The 20,066-nt window shown below is 48.7% G+C and carries 14 protein-coding genes; 7 read left to right on the forward strand and 7 right to left on the reverse strand.

Going from position 1 to position 20,066, the window contains the following annotated elements; translation table 11 throughout:
• Positions 1–16: 16 nt before the first annotated feature.
• The 4 genes from RIF25_RS11980 to RIF25_RS11995 form a co-directional block, all read right to left on the reverse strand.
• A complete protein-coding gene (locus RIF25_RS11980) occupies positions 17–391 on the reverse strand; it encodes a HepT-like ribonuclease domain-containing protein (protein WP_322878776.1) in 375 nt (124 codons plus the stop codon).
• Entirely contained in the window at positions 378–686 is a 309-nt protein-coding gene (locus tag RIF25_RS11985) for a nucleotidyltransferase family protein (RefSeq protein ID WP_322878777.1), read from the reverse strand. The genes RIF25_RS11980 and RIF25_RS11985 overlap by 14 nt, the downstream gene beginning before the upstream one ends.
• Positions 683–4,189 carry an N-6 DNA methylase gene (locus tag RIF25_RS11990; RefSeq protein ID WP_322878778.1) on the reverse strand — a complete coding sequence of 1,169 codons (3,507 nt, stop codon included), beginning with the start codon at positions 4,187–4,189 and terminating at the stop codon, positions 683–685. The genes RIF25_RS11985 and RIF25_RS11990 overlap by 4 nt, the downstream gene beginning before the upstream one ends.
• Positions 4,190–4,343: 154 nt before the next feature.
• Positions 4,344–5,108 carry a Uma2 family endonuclease gene (locus tag RIF25_RS11995; RefSeq protein WP_322878779.1) on the reverse strand — a complete coding sequence of 255 codons (765 nt, stop codon included), beginning with the start codon at positions 5,106–5,108 and terminating at the stop codon, positions 4,344–4,346.
• 143 nt (positions 5,109–5,251) lie between these two features.
• On the opposite strand from RIF25_RS11995, the gene RIF25_RS17305 reads away from it, so the two are divergent.
• From RIF25_RS17305 to RIF25_RS12005, 3 genes are all read left to right on the forward strand, one after another.
• Positions 5,252–5,392: a 3-oxoacyl-[acyl-carrier-protein] synthase III C-terminal domain-containing protein gene (locus RIF25_RS17305; RefSeq protein WP_407682401.1), complete on the forward strand. Its 141-nt coding sequence runs from the start codon at positions 5,252–5,254 to the stop codon at positions 5,390–5,392.
• A 113-nt stretch (positions 5,393–5,505) separates the two neighbouring features.
• Complete coding sequence (locus tag RIF25_RS12000; RefSeq protein WP_322878780.1) at positions 5,506–5,850, forward strand: hypothetical protein; 345 nt, start codon at positions 5,506–5,508, stop codon at positions 5,848–5,850.
• A 156-nt stretch (positions 5,851–6,006) separates the two neighbouring features.
• Positions 6,007–7,149: a DUF1565 domain-containing protein gene (locus RIF25_RS12005; RefSeq protein WP_322878781.1), complete on the forward strand. Its 1,143-nt coding sequence runs from the start codon at positions 6,007–6,009 to the stop codon at positions 7,147–7,149.
• A 14-nt stretch (positions 7,150–7,163) separates the two neighbouring features.
• Here the strand turns inward: RIF25_RS12005 and RIF25_RS12010 are convergent, their stop codons facing one another.
• Both RIF25_RS12010 and RIF25_RS12015 read right to left on the reverse strand, forming a co-directional pair.
• Positions 7,164–8,042: an ABC transporter permease gene (locus RIF25_RS12010; RefSeq protein ID WP_322878782.1), complete on the reverse strand. Its 879-nt coding sequence runs from the start codon at positions 8,040–8,042 to the stop codon at positions 7,164–7,166.
• 79 nt (positions 8,043–8,121) lie between these two features.
• On the reverse strand, positions 8,122–8,904 hold the full coding sequence (locus RIF25_RS12015) for an SIMPL domain-containing protein (protein ID WP_322878783.1): 783 nt from the start codon (positions 8,902–8,904) through the stop codon (positions 8,122–8,124).
• A gap of 394 nt (positions 8,905–9,298) precedes the next feature.
• Here RIF25_RS12015 and RIF25_RS12020 point away from each other — a divergent pair, with 394 nt between their 5' ends.
• On the forward strand, positions 9,299–9,709 hold the full coding sequence (locus tag RIF25_RS12020) for a DUF4253 domain-containing protein (RefSeq protein WP_322878784.1): 411 nt from the start codon (positions 9,299–9,301) through the stop codon (positions 9,707–9,709).
• A 10-nt stretch (positions 9,710–9,719) separates the two neighbouring features.
• Here RIF25_RS12020 and RIF25_RS12025 read toward each other — a convergent pair whose 3' ends face one another.
• Positions 9,720–10,430, reverse strand: a complete 711-nt coding sequence (locus RIF25_RS12025) for an SDR family oxidoreductase (RefSeq protein ID WP_322878785.1) — start codon at positions 10,428–10,430, stop codon at positions 9,720–9,722.
• Positions 10,431–10,650: 220 nt separating this feature from the next.
• Between RIF25_RS12025 and rpoB the strand changes: the two genes are divergently transcribed.
• The 3 genes from rpoB to RIF25_RS12040 all read left to right on the forward strand — a co-directional run bounded on the left by rpoB (position 10,651) and on the right by RIF25_RS12040 (position 19,977).
• Positions 10,651–13,965: a DNA-directed RNA polymerase subunit beta gene (gene rpoB, locus RIF25_RS12030; RefSeq protein ID WP_322878786.1), complete on the forward strand. Its 3,315-nt coding sequence runs from the start codon at positions 10,651–10,653 to the stop codon at positions 13,963–13,965.
• Positions 13,966–14,057: 92 nt separating this feature from the next.
• Positions 14,058–15,923, forward strand: coding sequence for a DNA-directed RNA polymerase subunit gamma (locus RIF25_RS12035; RefSeq protein ID WP_322878787.1), 1,866 nt, complete (start codon positions 14,058–14,060; stop codon positions 15,921–15,923).
• A 25-nt stretch (positions 15,924–15,948) separates the two neighbouring features.
• Positions 15,949–19,977 (forward strand): DNA-directed RNA polymerase subunit beta'', encoded by a 4,029-nt coding sequence (locus RIF25_RS12040; protein WP_322878788.1) that lies wholly within the window; start codon positions 15,949–15,951, stop codon positions 19,975–19,977.
• The last annotated feature ends 89 nt before the right edge of the window (positions 19,978–20,066 follow it).

Genomic DNA, 20,066 nt, shown 5'->3' on the forward strand with positions numbered 1-20,066 from the left:
GTTTCAATTGCTTGAACTACTCCTGTTTTATAAATTTCAAGCAGTTGTTTAAAATTTGAGCAAAAGTTTTTCTAGTTCCAGAACTATAGGGAGCAAGATCATTTTTTACAGTGTCCCAAACTACATCTTCATCTACGTTTAAGTAGTCATGAACAACCTTACTTCTCATCCCAACGATTGCTTTCCAGGGAATTTCTGGATGGGTATCTCGAAACTCTAAGGAAACTCTTCGAGCAGCTTCGCCAATAATTTGTAATAGATAAGTGATTGCTAATCTCAGTTGCTCATTATCATCAAAGTCTTCTCGGCTTAAACCTGCTACAAAATCAATCGCTTTTCTGGCAGTATCCATCATGTGTCCAATATAAACTAGGTCATCACGTTGCGACATAAAAAACCTTAGCTGTGGCTAAAACGCGATCACGAATTCGTTGATTAAGAAATTTAGTCGTGATCAGATCAATGGGTCGGTTATCAAATAAAGCTGAAAGTTCCTCTTGAATTTGATATAGCTTGAAGAAACCAGGGGTAAAGCCAGATTCAAACTCAACTAAAATATCAATGTCACTAGTGGGTGAAAAATCATCTCGCAAAACTGAGCCAAATAACGAAAGTTTAGAAATATGCCATTGTTGACAGAGTGCTGAAATTTTATCAACAGGAATTTCAATATTTTTAAGTTTCATGTTAATTCTATCCCCAAGACTTCTAGCTGCTGGTTAATCCAAGTTATTGCAATGACTTCATCGGTTTCAATCGCGCGTTCTACTCCTGTTTTAGCAATTTCTAACAACTGTTTCGACTGCTCCCGCTTTTGGTGAGAGGCTTCAACATTGTTTCTGATTTTCTGTTGAATAGAACTAGGTGCTTCCCAAACTAAAAATTGAGCAATTTCGTTAGGGTACAGTTCAATCTGACCAGATGATCCCTTGAAATGCTTTTCAACGAATAACTTTCCAATAATACTGTTGAGGTAAATTGACAGATAAACCGGATCGAGTGAATCCGTTCTCAAAATCGTGACATGGTTATCTGGTAAAGCTTCTTGCTCATAGAGGTAAGGCGCACACCGTCCAATTGTGCCAACACCTGTACCATTGATTAAAACATCGTCAGTTTGAATCGTCAGTGGATCATCGGTTTCCGGTAAATAGGCATAGCGATTATCTGCCAGGATGACTTCGCCTTCTCGGACGTGCTTGGAATTAACAACAGGCAAACCTAATTTATTTTTATCTTGTTCTTCAATATATTCGGGTTGTTTCCCACGTTGATTAAGGATGAGTAAATTATCGAGGGCAGTTAGCTCAACTTTTTCCTCCAGTCGTTCAATCAGTTGATCAAATTTTGGCTGGTAATACTCGGCATCAAAGCGACCAGAAGACAGAAATGACTCTGAATAACTCTTAACTGCAATGGCTTCTTCCGTGGGTTGCCAGGCCTGTAAACCAAGCTCCGACAATAACAAATTCTCAGCTTGTTGATAAATGTCTTTCGATTTCTGTTTCAAGTTGTACGAATATCGGATAGTTCTCTGAATAAGATTTTGAAAATCAACATGAGGTATAACCGCTAGAATTTCTCTTTGGCTAATCAATAAAACTCTGTCTCTTGTTGTACCACTTGCATATCTATAAAATTGGCTACGACCAAACTTTGAGTTAAAAAAAGTAGCTAAGTAATATGGGTTTAGCTTGATAGTTTTATTGATTTTGAACCTAGTTAGCTCTCGTCTAAAAATATATTTTTGGTACGCTGAAGTTAAGACGGTTGAATACCCTAGGAAGCCGATCTTCGTAGAAACTACCTCTCCAGGAAAAGCTTCATATTTTTTTAGATTACCAGCATCTTCTTCTGAAACAAAAAGTACATCATCTAGCTCAAGAGAGCCAATTTTAGATACATTCTGCATTCTTAGAATAGGAATTCCATCTGCGGCGTAGGTATCAGCAAGTAATTCAGAGCCAAAGGGGCCATCAAAAAGATTACATAGACTTCCCAACCTGTGAGGTTCCTTTCTCATTAAGATTGTTTCTACTTCAAGATGTTCCTTTTTGTAAAATTCTGGGTCAAATCTTAGTGACTTTTCCAACTGACTGAAAGAAATTTGAACTGCTTCAAGCCCATCCATTAACTGCTGATACCTCACAGCATCAAACGGCGTAACAGATGGGCCGGGTTTAAAAAAACTGAGATTCTCCTTTTTGGCAAACTCAATAAAGGCTTCCGTAATCCCGTCTTCTGTCAGGCCCTCATGGTTAAACAAATCATGATCAACAATCCAATGATTATGGTTATCAAAGAGTAAACCACCCGAATCACCAGGCTTCTTCACATAAATCTTTTCACCGGAATTATCTTTCCCGGACTTCCGCATTGTGGCAAAAAAGATATTGTAGTCATCCTGTTGGGGACAGAGTGCGCCAGCTTTGGAGTCATCATTCCACTTCTGCACGAACAACACCGAAGTTTTTGTCCCTGTGTGAGGCTTAAACGTGTTGCCATGTAGTCCGATCACCGCCAAAATTCGACAGCGCGCTGCAATATAGTCTCGAATGTGTTTATCAGAAGAGTTGTTAAACCGCCCTTGAGGAAGCACAATCGCCATTCTGCCCCCCGGTTTCAAAAAATCCAGGTTGCGTTCAATAAATAAAATGTCGCGCCCAACCTTGGTTTCCCATTTCCCATTTGACTTTTTCGCCAGGTCATAGCGGGCAATCATCCGCGGTTCCTTAATATCTCCGGCAAAAGGCGGATTCGCCATCAACACATCAAACTGGAATTCTCGATAGTCCTTGCTGCCTTTAGGTCTCAGTTTTTTGAGTCGTCTGAAACCCTCATGATAAACATCATCCCAATTCTCCTGCTCTGTCACTTCATCCCAAAGTTCATAATCCAGCGTGTTCAAATGCAACACATTCGTCTGTCCATCACCCGCAATCAGATTTAACGTCCGGGCCACGCGCACTGCCTTTTCATCAAAATCAATCGCAAAAACTTTATCCTCCACATACTCTTTGCACCGAGGCGGCTTGTCTTCTAAAGAAAATAAATGACTTGCCTCTAAACCTTCATCATCTAAAATCTGCCGCCAGACATAAAAAATTGTGTGAACTGGAAAGCCAGAAGACCCCGCTGCTGTATCAATGATGTACTCATCCTCTTGGGGATTGAGCATTCTTACACACATATCAATGACATAACGAGGTGTAAAAAACTGCCCTTTCTCACCCCGACTACTCTTGTTAATTAAATACTCAAAGGCTTCATCAATAACTTCAAGGTTGGAATTGAATAACTTAACGTTTTCTAAAGACGATACACACACCGATAAATGAGAGCGCGTCAGACTAATCTTGGTATCTTCACTAAATACACCCTCCCATTTTTTCTTGGCTTTATCAAAAAGGGATTGAATCTTAGCATGTAGATCACTTTCTGTTTGTCCCGTATTGCGGAACTCAAGAGAGTGCGTAGATCGCCTGTTACCCTGCCCAGCAAACCACTCATCATAGAGTTTAGTAAAAATCAGCTTAAACAATTCCTCAAAAACATCTACCCCAGCATTTGCCAGCACCTCATCTTCCATTTCTTCAATCAATGTCTTGAGGGATTTATTCTCCTTTACTAACTTGTCATTGGCAATCAAATCTTCCAGCGTAAACTTGATTTTGAGAATATCCGCTAGGGTTTCATTCGCATTGGGTAGCCTTGGAATGTCTTCAAAGTAATTAGGATCCTTGCGCTGGTAATAGGAAATTTGCTCCCCATTTGTCCAAACAGCAATCTGCGCCCCGGTAGCATTACAGTAGGAGCGAAGCTGTCCCTTCCCATCCTTAAGTTTTGGTTTCTTTAGCTCTACAATCATGTACACTGCATTGGGCCGGTCTTTATCCATCACCACAATGTCTGCCCGTTTCACTTCTCGTCCGAAATTAACTCCATACTCCACCTGAATGCGGCTGAGAGGATAGTCCAACCGTTCGGTCAAGACTCGTAAATAAAGTTGCCGAATCACTTCTTCTGGTGTGAGCTTGATTTGTTTTTTGCGTACTAAACAATCGGTATAGGGAGCTTCACCGTTTTTAGCCTCTTTAAGAATAATGCTCTGCTCTAACTGCTCAATCTCAGCGGTCGTAAACTGCAACAGCTTGTAATTTGAGTCTTTGAGGATATTTGCTAATTTCATCAGGGGTGTTCAAGTGAAAGGAGATACTTTTCTATAAAAGTTTAGAGCTATTTTAACCTGAGTTCGGGATAAGAAAATTCCTAAAAAGTAAGCGTGTAGGGCATTAGAAAGGACTCGGATTTACAAGCCTAGTTCTGGAGACAAGAGAGTCCTGTCAGGGATCAGGATTCAGGCCAGCTTGTTCTAAAAGTCGTTGCAGTCGGATGATTTCCATCTCTGCCAGATCTGCCCGTTGCTGTTCCAAGTCTGCCCGTTGTGCCTCTCGTTCAGCCGAAGTCAGAATCCATTGGGAATCTCGGTCATACCAGCGCAACCACAACCGCTCAACACCTTGATACCGTCCCCACCAAAGCCCCAGGCCTAACTCAGCGGCTGCCAACCAAAACCCAGGCCCTGTCACAGATAACGGCTGATATCGTTCGTGGACTAAGCCAAAAGCCTGTAACTCGTCTGTGTAGCGATTAAAAACAAAGTAGTAGGGAACTCTCAAAATTTGCTCATAGACCGTCCATTTGTTCGGTGGTTGACTCGCATCCCGTAAACTGCGGCCCAAATCTTCTTTTTCCGGGCCTGGGGATAACAATTCCAGCACCACAAAAGGCGCAATACCCTCCTGCCACATGACATAACTTAAGCGCAAGTCTTGATCATCATAAAGACGCGGGACTCCTAATACCGCAAACCAATCTGGACGTTTATACCATTGGGGATGGCGCAGATCGTAATACAGGTTCAAGTCACTCGCAGCAAAGATCTCGTCGGCTTCATAGGTAGGAGGACAAAACGTTTGGCGCAGGAGTTCAGGTTGCAATAAATGGAATTCGTCCGGCAAACCAGGTTCCTCGGGGTCTTCACTAGGCAGATCGTACATGGTGGGCAAGGTATACCGAGGGGAAAGGGGCGGCGAGGTTTGCTCCATAGTCTCATCGTTGCTCAAGAGTTGGCCTGGCCCCTATTGTAGGTGATGGCTTTAGTCAATCCTCAATACCCTGGGTGCTCCAACCCCTAGAGATTCCCACAGAGAGCGTGATCACCAACCTAGCCAACTAGGGCAATACCACCGTGCTTCGATTCCTCCCATGGGCTGAGTCTGTTGAACAAGGTAAAATTAAACCGGGAGATATTATTACTACGGCCGGTTTTTGGGCAGGTCGAACTTGGAGAGCCGCCATTTTTCGCTGGGGATTGACCAGGCCAGCCTAAAATCACACTAAAATATTTTCCATCAATCCGATTGATTCGCCAAATACTCCGGGCCTATAGGATTCCTCTAATTTGGTCATCAGCTTACATCTATGTCATTAGGATATTTCAGGATGAAATCACTTTTATTTAAAACTCTGGTCTTACTTCCGGTTGCAACTGTAGCGATGACGGCTCTCCCGGCCTGGGCTGAACGGGAAGTGCGAGTAGCCAACAACGGCAAGGGAACCATTTACACCGTGGATATGGATTCTTTAAGTGTCTATGTGGGGAACCAAGGGGTGAAACAGGTCAACTTTAAGCTATCCACCGTTGGTGATGAATATTGGCACGATGCCACAGCCTCCTGCAATCCCTACGATGTCAAAAGTGAATTTTACAACTGGTCTTGGTCAGGGACACGGAGCTATCCGGCGGGAACCATTGCTGGAGACATTGCTCGGGCTGTTTGTCCTTAAAACCTCAATAACCCATCCACAACACCCGGCAGGATAGTGATTGCTTGTCCCACTGCCTAGATTCCGCATTGGGGGAACTGATTCACCGCAGACTACGTCAGAGCCATGTTAGTGTCCAAGGTTCCAGGCCTGGCAAACTGACAACGTGAGGAGTCTATGGCAGTCAAACAAGTTCGCAATGCTATCTTTGCCGGGTTATCGGGGGCCGTGGTGATTATGGCCTTTGCCAATAACCTCCATGATGTTACCCAGCGGTGGTGGCCCAATCCGTTCCAGGCCAGCTTATCCCCCGCCCCCAACTCCAATCTCAATGCCATTGCCCAGGCCGCTGATACGCCTCCCAACCCCAATCTCCTCGACCGTCTCCAGGCCCTGACAAGTACACCCACCTTTTATGTGGCGGCTAATGGGGATGATCAACAGGAGGGAACCGCCAATGCCCCCTTCCAAACCCTCAGCCAAGCCATCACCGCCGTCACCACTGCCCAGGCCAAGTCACCCGAAACCCAATTTATAATCCAACTGGCCGCCGGAACCTATGGGGATACCAACACCTCCGAACCGCTTCTAATTCCTCCTGGGGTCACGCTGAAAGGACAAGGAGCAGCCACCACCGTCAAGCAATCCCTGCAACTCAGTCATAACAGTCGGGTTGAGCAACTTGTCCTCGATGAAACTGGTATCCTAATTCGCCCCCAAGAAAACGCAACTGGCGAGGTATCCGTGCAACAGGTCAGCATTACGCGGGGATTTCTCACCATCAAAGCTGCTGGCCCCTTACCGACACCCAAAATTACTGTCAAACAACTCACCATGGCCGATAGCTGCATCTTGGTTAGTGGTTTGGCCCGCCCTGAAATTCGCGATGTCCAACTGCGGGGTAATGTGGGGGTTGATGACTTTAGCTTGGCCCATTGCAGTGAAAATGGCTTGCTGGCCAGTGATGATCGAATGCCCCTAATTCAACTTCTGGGGGCCGCCGACCTGGAAAATATTGTTGTCTCTAATACTAACTTGGCCCTCTTCAACCAGGCCGAGGGCAGTGTGATTAAAAATCTCCGGATTGTGAACAGCCTAAATGGGGTTGAAAATACGGGTAATCTCAGCCTCGATGGCCCCAATTTGGAAAATGTTTCCTATACCGGCATCTGCAACCAAGGCACTCTCACCCTCCAACGTCCTGGATTTGACCCAACGACAGCCACAACCACAGCCCAATGTCTAGTGCCAGGGTTGGATCAGCCGCCCCCATCGCCAATCAACTTGGCCGGTAATTTGGATAATGTCAAAGTTAATTAATTGCGGATGATTTTCTAAGCAAGAGTCCGCCGTAATAGGCCTTGAATACTCACCACCACCAGGCCAGCAAATCCCAATAACAGCGCCATAGATTGCCAGAGGCTAACATTTCCCCAGGGCGCGGCCATAACCACATCCCCAAACGTCCAGGCCGGGTGGAGATAGAGATAGCGAATTGGTTCAATGGCAAAACTGAGGGGGTTCAAACTGGCCACCACTTGCAACCAACCGGGCATAAACTCTAAGGGAACCAGGGCCGTACTGGCAAACAAGAGGGGCAAGTTGATCACAAAGATCACAGCCAAAAGCTCAATATGTCCCGGTAAGGCAAAGGTCAGCCCCAAGCTCAAGGCCGTCACCCCAAACACCAAACAGAGAATGATCAGCATTACCACTCCCAGGCCAGACCAACTCGGCAACCCACTGCCCAACAAGTAACCTGTCCCGACAATAGCCGCCGATTGCAACACACTCAAGGTCGTAATAAACAAGGCCGAAGCCAAGACAATCGAAAAGCGGGAAACCAGGGGAGCCACCAAGAGCCGATTCAAAAAGCCAAATTCCCGATCAAACATCACCGGCAACCCCGCATTCAAAGCCCCACTAAAGGCCGTGAAGACAATTACTCCCGCGCAGAGAAACTGTCCATAATCTCGGCTGGCCCCAAATAACCCCTGGGGAACATTTTTGAATAGGGCCCCAAACAGAATCAGCCACATCAGGGGTTGAATAATTCCGGCAATCAGAGTTGAAGGCCGCCGCTGGAGTTGAATAAACAGCCGTCGTGTCAGGGCTAAGGTTTCCTGGATAAACTCCCCCACTGGGCCAGCCTGATTAGTGACCTCTGGGCTTAAACCAAGGATGTCTGGGGATGGACTCGGGGTTGTTGTCATGGCTAAGTTGATTCCAAGGAGCTTAATCATTCGTAATTTTATCGCAATCCCCAGGCCGGCCACCTCTGATGCCTGTACCTTAATCTACAGAAAAAGTAACCGAGACCACAGCCGTAATGTCTTTATCAATAGTTTGGGTATCGTAGGAGCCGCCGCCACTGACATCGGTTGAGTAGCGGGCCGTAATCTGGAAAGCATCGGTCTCGGCACTCCGGACTGGCCCCACTTGACTGCGGGTGACTCCGGCAATGGCATCGGCCCGTTCCTTGGCATCTTGGGTGGCTTCCTTAATCATTTCAACCCGCAATTTGCTGAGATTGGTATAGAGATATTGGGGTGGATCGGAGACAAAGGGAATGCCCTCATTGATTAAGTCCGTGCTAGAGCGGGAGATTTTGGCAATCCCATCCACATCCGGCGAACTAATTTCAAAACTCTGGACAAGGCGATAGGCCAAGGTTCTGCCCGTAGGATTGTTATTGACCAGTTCGGGAATGGCCTCGGTACTCACGGCACTCAGGGTGAGGGCATCGGCGGGAATATTTTGGGCTTTGAAATAGGCCTGGACGCGCTCACTATAGCGTTTGACATCCTGAAAGGCCTGGGCTAAGGTGGGCTGCTGACTGGAGACGGAACTGCGCCAAACCACATGATCAGCCCGAATCGGTCGTTTTGCTGAACCAATCACCGTCAAGGTATCGCCACTGCGGAGAGATTTAATCGCCCCAGCCCCGATTAGCGATCCAGTCCCGAGGGCAATAGCAATGGCTACTAAGCCCCAAAAAAGCTGGGGAAATGGTTTAGTTGTTGCGGATTGGGCAGGAGTTAAGGCCGATGATCCAGGTTCAGACTCAGGGGGCATAGTATTAGTTCACCAGGAATAATAAAAAGTTGACGATGCCTAACGACTTATGCCGTAGCTAATTGACTACAGCTTTGATAATGGATAATGACGCTTCTAAGAGGTGACAACAGGGACTAGAGCAATGTTCCGTTACCCCCGTTCTAATTCAATAATCGTCACCAAAACCGAAACCTTACTGAATACTGACTTAACTTAATACTTACCTCATATTGATGATATTGATGACCCCGCTCAGGAACTCTGCCATCCTAAAGCTATGGCTTACCCAGGCTGTTCTGAGGGAGGAGAACTGTTTAAAAGACTGCCCATCAAGCATTTTCTGACTTGCCCTCATCTCACTCGAAATGAGTAACGCTATAGCTCTAGATAAAATCCCAACTGAGATAGCCCTATGCCGACTGCTCACAGGCCAGCCAAGTTTGCCCCCCTCTACCAACAGCAGACCGAAGCCCCCAATTTTGACCTTGAAACGGACGATATTGTCGCTAAACTCCAGGCCTGGGATCAGCAGTATGGGGTTGAGATTCAAGATGTCGAAAATGATGCCCTCACAGTGATGTTTCAGACCCTGCCTGAGGAGTTAGAGGGCCTGGCCGCGGATATTTATCAGTTTTGCCCAGACGTGATTGATCAACATTTTGGCTGTTTTGACTCCTTCGTAGAAGACCTAGCCCCCGCAGATATTTCCCCAGAGTTAGCTGAGTTAATTGCTGGGGTTGATTTTGCCGATGATGAGTTTGGAATGGTACTCCTGATCAAGTCTTTACGGATAAACAAGGGCGTGGGGCTATGGTGGGACTAAATAAGATTACCTAGAAAAATAAATGACTCTCCGGTTGGATGTTAATTTCCATCGGCACGGCCTGGGGTTCCGCTTGCAGGGCAAATAAAATGCTTTGGGCGGCGGTGGCTGGGCTTAACATCTTGCTGCGATCCACTTTCAAGCTGACTTGATCCCAAAAGGGGGAGTCAATCCCACCAAAATAAAACAGGGTAAATTTAATCCCAAACCGCTTCAGTTCCTCGGCCATACATTTACTAAACCCCACGGCCCCAAATTTCGAGGCACAGTAGGCTGACCCCATGGCCATGGAGTGTTTGCCCAAAATCCCAATCACATTGCAGATATGCCCACCCTTGGTTTCCTTCATCGCCTCGGCTGCGAGTTGGCTGGTGTAGAAGTTTCCTTTCAAGTTCAAATCCAGCATGGCATCGAGATCAGCCGGTTCGATTTTGTTGTACTGCTTGAGGATACCGGCCCCAGCGACATTAACCAGGACATCAATTTGCCCAAACTCAGCTTTTGCAGCGGTAAACAGGGCCTGGACTTGGCTGTAGTCGGTAATGTCCGTGGGCTGAATTAACACCGGGGTTTGGGGGGGCAAGGTCATCTCTAAATTTGTCAGCTTGTCAAGGTTGCGACTGGCCAGTACCAGTTTTGCCCCAAGTTTGGCTAATTCTGGCACCAAGGCCTGGCCAATGCCTCCAGTTGCACCCACCACCACGACAACTTTTCCGTTCACAAAATATCCTGCATGATTGCCTGAGAAGTAACTTTACAATTATTTACGATCTACCCCTGGCCTGGCAATTCCGAAAGGTTTTGCCTAAATCTGTTAAAATGCGATACCCTAGACAAGGTGCAATCCAATCCCTGCTTTTGAGGATAATGGTTGACCTGTGGATCCTGATTAGAGTACAATGCAAGATCCGCAACATAGCGTGCCCCTCTAGAGGATATTCATGGCTAGTAATCAAATTTACACGCCACCCGCTTTTACTCTTCCAGACCTTGTCGAGATTCAGCGGGCCAGTTTTCGTTGGTTTTTAGAAGAAGGATTGATTGAAGAATTAGCCAGCTTTTCGCCTATTACTGACTATACCGGCAAAATTGAACTCCATTTCCTCGCCCAGAATTACAAGTTAAAACAGCCTAAATATTCGGTTGATGAAGCCAAGCGGCGAGATGCGACCTACTCGATGCAGATGTATGTGCCAACGCGTCTAATCAACAAGGAAAATGGCAACATCATTGATCAGGATGTCTTCATTGGCGATCTGCCCCTGATGACCGACCGGGGAACCTTTATTATCAACGGGGCCGAACGGGTGATCGTCAACCAGATTGTCCGCAGTCCAGGGGTCTATTACAAATCAGAAACCGACAAAAATGGTCGCCGCAGTTACAATGCCAGCTTAATTCCCAACCGCGGGGCCTGGTTGAAATTTGAAACTGACAAGAATGATCTGATTTGGGTGCGGATTGATAAAACCCGGAAACTCTCAGCCCATGTGCTGTTGAAGGCCTTAGGCTTGAGCGATGGCGAGATCATGGAACGGATGCGCCACCCCGAGTATTACCAAAAAACTATTGAGAAGGAAGGCAAATTTACTGAAGAAGATGCCCTCTTAGAGTTGTATCGCAAGCTCCGGCCTGGGGAACCTCCTACAGTTTCCGGTGGGCAGCAATTACTTGAATCTCGGTTCTTTGATCCCAAGCGCTATGATCTCGGGCGGGTTGGCCGTTACAAGCTCAATAAAAAACTGCAACTGACGATTCCGGATACCACGCGAGTTCTGACCCCGGAAGATATTCTCGCCGCCATTGATTATCTGATTAACTTGGAATTTGATCTCGGTAGCGTGGATGACATTGACCACTTGGGGAATCGCCGGGTACGGTCAGTGGGAGAACTCCTCCAAAACCAAGTCCGGGTCGGTCTTAATCGCTTGGAGCGGATTATTCGGGAACGGATGACGGTTTCAGATACGGATAACCTCAGTCCTGCCTCTTTAGTTAACCCCAAACCCTTGGTAGCTGCGATCAAAGAGTTCTTTGGTTCCAGTCAACTCTCCCAGTTCATGGATCAGACCAACCCCTTAGCGGAATTGACCCACAAACGCCGCTTGAGTGCCTTAGGGCCGGGTGGCTTGACACGAGAACGGGCCGGTTTTGCCGTGCGGGATATTCACCCGAGTCACTATGGGCGGATTTGTCCCATCGAAACCCCGGAAGGGCCGAATGCTGGCTTAATTGGTTCCTTAGCGACCCATGCTCGCGTTAATGAGTATGGCTTCATTGAAACCCCCTTCTATCCCGTCAAAGATGGCAAGGTTCTCAAAGACCAGGCCCCCCTCTATATGACTGCTGATGAAGAGGATGATAAGCGGGTCGCGCCGGGGGATATTCCCACCGATGAACAGGGTTATATTCTGGGGGAAGTTGTCCCGGTAAGGTATCGGCAAGATTTCACGACTACTACCCCGGATCAAGTGGATTTTGTGGCGGTCTCTCCGGTGCAGATTATTTCCGTTGCCACCTCCTTGATTCCCTTCTTAGAACATGACGACGCTAACCGGGCCCTGATGGGGTCTAACATGCAACGCCAGGCCGTGCCATTGTTACGGTCAACTCGCCCTCTGGTGGGAACTGGGTTAGAATCCCAAGCTGCTCGCGATTCGGGGATGGTTATCCTGAGTCGGACTGACGGGGAAGTCACCTATGTGGCCGCCAACCTGATTAAAGTTCGCTCTCCCCAAGGCCAGGAGATTAGTTACTATCTGCAAAAATATCATCGCTCTAACCAAGATACCTGCTTAAATCAACGCCCATTGGTGTTTGCTGGTGATCAGGTCAAGGCAGGGCAGGTTATTGCCGATGGTTCAGCAACTGAAGGGGGTGAACTGGCCCTCGGACAAAACATCATGGTCGCCTATATGCCCTGGGAAGGCTACAACTACGAAGATGCCATTCTCATTAGTGAGCGGTTAGTTCAAGAGGATATCTACACTTCCATTCACGTTGAGAAGTACGAAATCGAAGCCCGCCAAACCAAGCTCGGCCCCGAAGAAATTACCCGTGAAGTCCCCAATGTTTCTGAGGATTCGCTGCGACAGTTGAATGAAACGGGGATTATTCGCGTGGGAGCCTACGTCGAGTCCGGCGATATTCTTGTGGGTAAAGTCACGCCCAAGGGTGAATCCGATCAACCCCCGGAAGAAAAACTGTTGCGGGCCATCTTTGGAGAAAAAGCCCGGGATGTGCGGGATAACTCCCTCCGGGTTCCTAATGGTGAACGGGGTCGGGTTGTGGATGTGCGGGTCTTTACCCGAGAGCAGGGGGATGAATTACCGCCTGGGGCCAATATGGTTGTCCGGGTCTATGTAGCCCAAAAACGCAAAATTCAAGTCGGCGATAAAATGGCGGGGCGGCATGGGAATAAGGGGATTATTTCTCGGATTCTCCCGGCGGAAGATATGCCCTTTTTAGCCGATGGCACTCCTGTGGATATTGTCCTTAACCCTCTGGGTGTCCCCTCCCGGATGAATGTTGGCCAGGTCTATGAATGTCTCTTGGGCTGGGCTGGGCAAAATCTGGGGATGCGCTTCAAGATTACGCCTTTTGATGAAATGCATGGCCTGGAGAAATCTCGAGAAACAGTCCACGAAAAACTGCGCCAGGCCCGGGAAGCAACGGGTCATGATTGGGTCTTTGATCCTGAAAACCCCGGTAAGCTGCAAGTCTTTGATGGACGGACAGGGGAACCATTTGACCGACCAATTACGGTTGGAATGGCCTATATGCTCAAACTGGTTCACTTGGTGGATGACAAGATTCATGCTCGCTCTACCGGCCCCTACTCTTTGGTGACTCAGCAGCCCCTAGGCGGAAAAGCCCAGCAGGGTGGTCAGCGGTTTGGGGAAATGGAGGTCTGGGCCTTAGAAGCTTATGGGGCCGCCTATATTCTCCAAGAATTGCTTACCGTTAAATCTGACGATATGCAGGGGCGGAATGAAGCTCTCAACGCCATTGTCAAAGGGCAATCTATCCCCAGACCTGGGACACCGGAATCCTTCAAGGTGCTAATGCGAGAACTGCAATCCCTCTGTTTGGATATTTCCGTTAAGAAAGTGGCGACTGCTGGGGATGATGACTTTACCACTGTCAAAGTTGATCCGGAAGTTGACCTCATGGCTGATGTGATGCAACGTCGGGCCCCAGCCCGGCCAACTTATGAGTCCTTGAATGCCGAAGATTTAGATGAAAGCGAGGTCTAATATCTTTTCTGGCTAACCATCCGACTCAACACGTTCCATTTTGATTCCTAAAGATTAACCTAATTACTCGCAACCAAGAGGTTTTTGACCCTATGCCTAGGCTGGAACAACGGTTTGACTATGTAAAAGTTGCCCTTGCCTCCCCGGATCGGATTACCAAATGGGGACAACGGACTTTACCCAATGGCCAGATGGTCGGGGAAGTCACCAAGCCCGAAACCATTAATTACCGAACTCTCAAGCCAGAAATGGATGGTTTGTTCTGTGAGCGAATTTTTGGTCCGGCCAAGGATTGGGAATGTCACTGTGGTAAATATAAACGGGTTCGCCATCGGGGCATTGTCTGTGAACGGTGCGGCGTAGAAGTGACCGAATCGCGAGTGCGGCGGCATCGGATGGGCTATATCAAGTTGGCGGCCCCGGTCACCCATGTTTGGTATCTCAAAGGGATTCCCAGCTACATGGCAATTCTGCTAGATATTCCGCTGCGGGATGTTGAACAAATTGTCTACTTCAACTCCTATGTAGTTCTCAACCCCGGTAATCACGATGGCCTGAGCTACAAGCAACTTCTCACAGAAGAGCAGTGGCAAGAAATCGAGGAGCAAATTTACAGTGAAGATTCCCAACTCATTGACATTGAAGTTGGGATTGGGGCTGAGGCGATTCAACGGCTACTTCAAGACTTGGATTTGCCCACCGAAGCGGAACAACTCCGGGAAGAAATTGCAGCCTCCAAGGGGCAAAAGCGAGCTAAGTTGATCAAGCGCTTACGGGTGATTGATAACTTCATTGCCACAGGCAGTCGGCCGGACTGGATGGTTTTGGAAGTGATTCCGGTGATTCCCCCAGATCTACGCCCGATGGTGCAGTTGGATGGGGGCCGGTTTGCCACATCAGATTTGAATGATCTCTATCGCCGCGTCATTAACCGGAACAATCGTTTAGCTCGCCTGCAAGAAATCCTGGCCCCTGAGATTATCGTCCGCAATGAAAAACGGATGCTCCAGGAAGCGGTTGATGCCCTTGTGGATAATGGCCGCCGGGGTCGGACAGTTGTTGGCGCGAATAATCGGCCCTTAAAGTCTCTTTCGGACATTATCGAAGGGAAACAAGGCCGATTCCGGCAAAACCTTCTCGGTAAACGGGTGGACTATTCGGGTCGTTCCGTGATTGTGGTTGGCCCCAAGCTAAAAATGCACCAATGCGGCTTACCGCGGGAAATGGCGATTGAGTTATTTCAACCCTTCGTGATTCACCGTCTGATTCGCCAAGGAATTGTCAATAACATCAAAGCCGCTAAACGCCTGATCCTGCGGAATGATCCGGTTATTTGGGACGTGCTGGAAGATGTGATTGATGGGCATCCTGTGATGCTGAACCGCGCCCCAACTCTCCACCGTTTAGGCATTCAAGCCTTTGAACCGATTTTGGTAGAAGGACGAGCAATTCAACTCCATCCTCTTGTTTGCCCGGCCTTTAACGCTGACTTTGATGGTGACCAAATGGCGGTACACGTCCCTCTGTCTATCGAAGCCCAGGCCGAGGCCCGGTTGTTGATGTTGGCATCTAATAACATTCTTTCTCCAGCTACCGGTAAACCCATCGTTACCCCCAGCCAAGATATGGTCTTGGGTTGCTATTACCTCACGGCCGAAAATCCGAAACTGGTGGCGGAAGATCGCTACTTTGCCAATTTTAATGATGTGGTCATGGCCTACCAGGAGCAGCAACTCGATCTCCATGCCTATGTCTGGGTTCGCTTTGACGGGCCGGTGGAGGATGGTGATCGCTCCCAACCAGAAATTGTGACGCAATCCGATGGCACAATCCTAGAAACCTATCAGCTTCGGAAACGCCGTTTAGATGCCGCCGGAAATCTAATTACCCAATATATTCGGACAACCCCCGGCCGAATTATTTACAACCAAACCATTCAAGAAAGCCTTGCCAGCTAAGTCCGCGATTACTTGGAGATGTTGCATGACCAGCCCGACTGCCCAAATCAAACCTGTTTTCTTCAACAAAATCATTGACAAAAAAGGCCTCCGCAATCTGATTTCCTGGGCCTTTAGCCACTGTGGAACCGCCCGCACGGCCGAAATGGCTGATAAAATCAAAGACCTGGGCTTTCGCTATGCGACTCGAGCCGGGGTTTCCATCAGTGTGGATGATTTGTTAGTCCCGCCGAAAAAACAAGAACTTCTCCAATCTGCTGAGAAGGAAATTAAATCTGCCCAAGAACGTTACTCCCGGGGTGAAATTACGGAGGTCGAGCGGTTCCAAAAGGTAATTGACACCTGGAATACCACCAACGAGGAACTCAAGAACGAAGTCGTCAAACACTTCCAAGAAACTGATGTTCTGAATTCCGTTTATATGATGGCCTTCTCCGGGGCAAGGGGGAACTTATCTCAGGTACGGCAGTTGGTAGGAATGCGGGGGTTGATGGCCAATCCCCAAGGGGAAATTATTGACTTGCCAATTAAAACCAACTTCCGGGAAGGGCTGACGGTTACGGAATATATCATTTCCTCCTATGGCGCACGCAAGGGCCTGGTCGATACAGCTTTGCGGACAGCCGACTCTGGCTACCTAACCCGGCGATTGGTGGACGTTTCCCAGGATGTGATTATTCGCGAAGAAGACTGCGGCACGCAGCGCGGTTTACCCCTACGCAGTATGACCGTTGGGGACAAAGTTCTCAAGCTCGAAGATCGACTCTTGGGTCGAATGCCCTTAGTAGATGTGATTGATCCACGCACCCAGGCCGTGATAGTCGAGAAAAATCAACCCATCTCAGCTGAAATTGCCCAACAAATTGCCGCCGCCGGGGTTGAGGAAGTGGTCGTTCGCTCCCCCTTGACCTGTGACGCCGCCCGTTCCGTCTGTCAAAAATGCTATGGCTGGAGCCTGGCCCATGCTCAATTGGTGGATATGGGGGAAGCCGTTGGGATTATTGCCGCCCAGTCCATTGGGGAACCCGGAACCCAGCTAACAATGCGGACATTCCACACAGGCGGGGTGTTTACTGGCGAAGTGGCCCGTCAAGAGCGCGCCCCCTTTGCGGGTACGGTCAAATATAAAGCAGGTTTGCGGGCCCGGCCATTTCGGACACGCCACGGTGATGATGCCTTTTTAGTTGAAACCAATGGTACGTTACTGCTGACCGGAGACAAGACCCAGCAGGAATATGAAGTCATCCAAGGCTCAATTCTGTTGGCTAAAGATGGAGCGAAGGTTAAAGTCGGCCAACTTTTAGCAGAGGTGGCCCAGGCCGGTCGTACCACCCGTAAATCAACGGAAAAGGTCACGAAGGATGTCGCCTCCGATCTGGCGGGGCAAGTCAAGTTCGTGAACCTGGAACCGGAAGAAAAACGGGATCGCCAAGGCATCATGACCCGAGTTGCGCCCAAGGGGGGATTAATTTGGGTCTTGTCTGGAGAGGTCTATAACTTACCGCCAGGGGCAATTCCCGATGTCAACAACGGTGATCGGATTGAGGCCGATTCGGTCTTAGCGGAAACTCGGATTGTGACTGAGCATGGCGGGGTTGTGCGTTTACCGGAACAAACGGAAGGCAAAGGGGGGCGGGAGGTTGAAATTATCACTGCGTCTGTCCTGCTTGACAAAGCCCAAGTGATCAAAGAAACCTATCAGGGGCGCGAGCATTATGTCCTAGAAACCCAGGCCGGTCAAAAGTTTTCGATCACCGCTGCCCCTGGAACTAAGGTGATCAACAGCCAAGTGGTGGCCGAACTGATTGATGATCACTACCGGACACAAACCGGAGGCATCCTCAAATATGCGGGCGTAGAGGTTTCTAAAAAAGGTAAGGCTAAACAGGGCTATGAAGTCACCCAAGGGGGAACCTTACTCTGGATTCCGGAAGAAACCCATGAGGTGAACAAAGATATTTCCCTCCTCTTGGTGGAAGACGGCCAGTTTGTCGAAGCCGGGACTGAGGTTGTTAAAGATATCTTCTGCCAAAGTAGCGGCGTTGTTGAAGTTGTCCAGAAAAATGACATTCTCCGGGAAATTATCATCAAACCCGGTGATCTCCATCTTGTTGACGACCCAGAAGTGGCGCGGGCCCAAAGCGGCAGTCTGACTCAGCCTGGGCAAGAAGTCCTTCCTGGCCTGGAGGTCACAGAATTGCGCTATCAAGAGTTTCTGGAAGATGGCCCAGACGGCCCGGCTCTGTTATTGCGGCCAGTGGTTGAATATGCCGTTCCAGATGAGCCTTCAATTCCCAGCCAAGAATCTAGTGATGCCTCTGGGCAATTGATTCGCTTGCGGGCTGTGCAACGGTTACCGTTCAAACATGATGAACGGGTACGGTCAGTGGAGGGGGTAGATTTACTCCGAACTCAATTAATCCTCGAAATTGGCACAGAGGCCCCACAACTAGCCGCGGACATTGAAGTGGTCAACGACCAGAGTGATTCCGACATTCAACGGCTACAATTAGTCATTTTGGAGTCTCTGGTGATTCGTCGGGATATGGCCGCCGATCAGACCCAAGGGAGTACCCACACCAGCATTCTTGTTCAGGACGGTGAAGAAATCAAACCGGGTGCCGTTGTGGCCCGGACTGAAATCAGGGCTAAGCAAGGGGGCGAGGTTCAGGGTATTCTCCGCACTGGTGAATTAGTTCGCCGCATCCTGGTTATTACGGAAGCCGATCGTCTGGCAATTCCCATCAAAGGGGAGCCAACTGTGGCCGTGGGTGATTTGCTCCGGGCTGGGGAAGACGTGGCTATTGGAGTAATCGCCCCTGAAACGGGGGAAGTGATTGCGGTTAAGGGGGAGGAAGTAGTCCTGCGGATCGCCCGTCCCTACCTGGTTTCCCCCGGTGCCGTCCTGCAAATTGATGATGGGGACTTGGTGCAACGGGGGGACAACTTAGCTCTGTTAGTGTTTGAGCGGGCCAAAACCGGAGACATCATCCAAGGGCTCCCCCGGATTGAAGAACTTTTAGAAGGGCGGCATCCCAAGGAAAAATGTGCCTTAGCCATCCGGCCGGGAATTTGCCGGGTCATTTATAACGATGACGACAGTGTCGAAATCAAAGTGGATGAAGGGGATGGCACAATCCAAGATTACCCAGTCATGCCAGGTCAGAGTGCGATTGTTGCTGATGGTCAGACCGTTGATGTGGGTGATCCCCTCACAGACGGCCCCAGTGACCCCCATGACATCTTGAGTATTTACTTTGAGTACTATAAGGGTCCCCAAGGTCATGAGCAGTTAAAGGCAGATCTCAATAAGCTAGATGATCAAGACATTACGCTTTTAGATGCGGCTCAAGCTGCCCTGCAAAGGGTCCAAACCTTTTTAGTCAATGAAGTTCAGTCGGTCTACTTAACCCAAGGGATTGAGATTTCCGACAAACACATTGAGGTGGTCGTGCGCCAAATGACTTCTAAGGTCAGGATTGACGATGGGGGGGATACGGTTTCCTTACCCGGTGAAATGATGGATTTACGCCAGGCCGAGGAATCCAATATTCCCATGTCTGTCACCGGCGGCGCACCGGCCCAATACACCCCCATCCTTTTGGGGATTACTAAAGCCTCCCTCAATACCGATAGCTTTATCTCCGCTGCTAGTTTCCAAGAAACCACTCGCGTTCTCACGGAAGCGGCCATTGAAGGGAAATCTGACTGGCTGCGGGGCTTGAAGGAAAACGTGATTATTGGGCGACTGATTCCAGCCGGAACCGGGTTCAATATCTACGAGGATACCTTTGGTGTCGATCTGGATCGGGACTATGAGGACGATGTCAATCGCTTAGTAGAAGAGCGGAAAAATCGCCCCTATACCCTGGCCAGTTCTGATGAAGATGAACTGGAAACTCTCCTCCCGGAACCGCCCACCTATCCTCTTTTAGATGATGCCAACCTGTTGATTGATGATCAATTGGCTGGTCGTCTTTTACCCTCGGATAGCGCAGAATCTGATGATGAGGACGAAGAGGATGGAGATGAGGACGACTACGAAGATGACTAGGGATTAGCCTAACCCAGCCATGGCCCTGATTGGGAGGTTAGGCAATGCTCGGTTGTCTACCTTTCGTGCCTGCTTTTTGTCAATTTTGT

Source organism: Pseudocalidococcus azoricus BACA0444 (assembly GCF_031729055.1).
GTDB classification, from domain to species: Bacteria; Cyanobacteriota; Cyanobacteriia; order Thermosynechococcales; family Thermosynechococcaceae; genus Pseudocalidococcus; species Pseudocalidococcus azoricus.

What these genes read in the sequence shown, in the direction of transcription:
- RIF25_RS12020 (WP_322878784.1), top strand. Translation starts at nt 9,299, where the DNA reads ATGCCGACTGCTCACAGGCCAGCCAAGTTTGCCCCCCTCTACCAACAG.
- RIF25_RS12040 (WP_322878788.1), top strand. Translation starts at nt 15,949, where the DNA reads ATGACCAGCCCGACTGCCCAAATCAAACCTGTTTTCTTCAACAAAATC.
- RIF25_RS12000 (WP_322878780.1), top strand. Translation starts at nt 5,506, where the DNA reads ATGAAATCACTTTTATTTAAAACTCTGGTCTTACTTCCGGTTGCAACT.
- RIF25_RS12035 (WP_322878787.1), top strand. Translation starts at nt 14,058, where the DNA reads ATGCCTAGGCTGGAACAACGGTTTGACTATGTAAAAGTTGCCCTTGCC.
- RIF25_RS11990 (WP_322878778.1), bottom strand. Translation starts at nt 4,189, where the DNA reads ATGAAATTAGCAAATATCCTCAAAGACTCAAATTACAAGCTGTTGCAG.
- RIF25_RS12010 (WP_322878782.1), bottom strand. Translation starts at nt 8,042, where the DNA reads ATGACAACAACCCCGAGTCCATCCCCAGACATCCTTGGTTTAAGCCCA.
- RIF25_RS12005 (WP_322878781.1), top strand. Translation starts at nt 6,007, where the DNA reads ATGGCAGTCAAACAAGTTCGCAATGCTATCTTTGCCGGGTTATCGGGG.
- RIF25_RS11980 (WP_322878776.1), bottom strand. Translation starts at nt 391, where the DNA reads ATGTCGCAACGTGATGACCTAGTTTATATTGGACACATGATGGATACT.
- RIF25_RS12015 (WP_322878783.1), bottom strand. Translation starts at nt 8,904, where the DNA reads ATGCCCCCTGAGTCTGAACCTGGATCATCGGCCTTAACTCCTGCCCAA.
- rpoB (WP_322878786.1), top strand. Translation starts at nt 10,651, where the DNA reads ATGGCTAGTAATCAAATTTACACGCCACCCGCTTTTACTCTTCCAGAC.
- RIF25_RS11995 (WP_322878779.1), bottom strand. Translation starts at nt 5,108, where the DNA reads ATGGAGCAAACCTCGCCGCCCCTTTCCCCTCGGTATACCTTGCCCACC.
- RIF25_RS11985 (WP_322878777.1), bottom strand. Translation starts at nt 686, where the DNA reads ATGAAACTTAAAAATATTGAAATTCCTGTTGATAAAATTTCAGCACTC.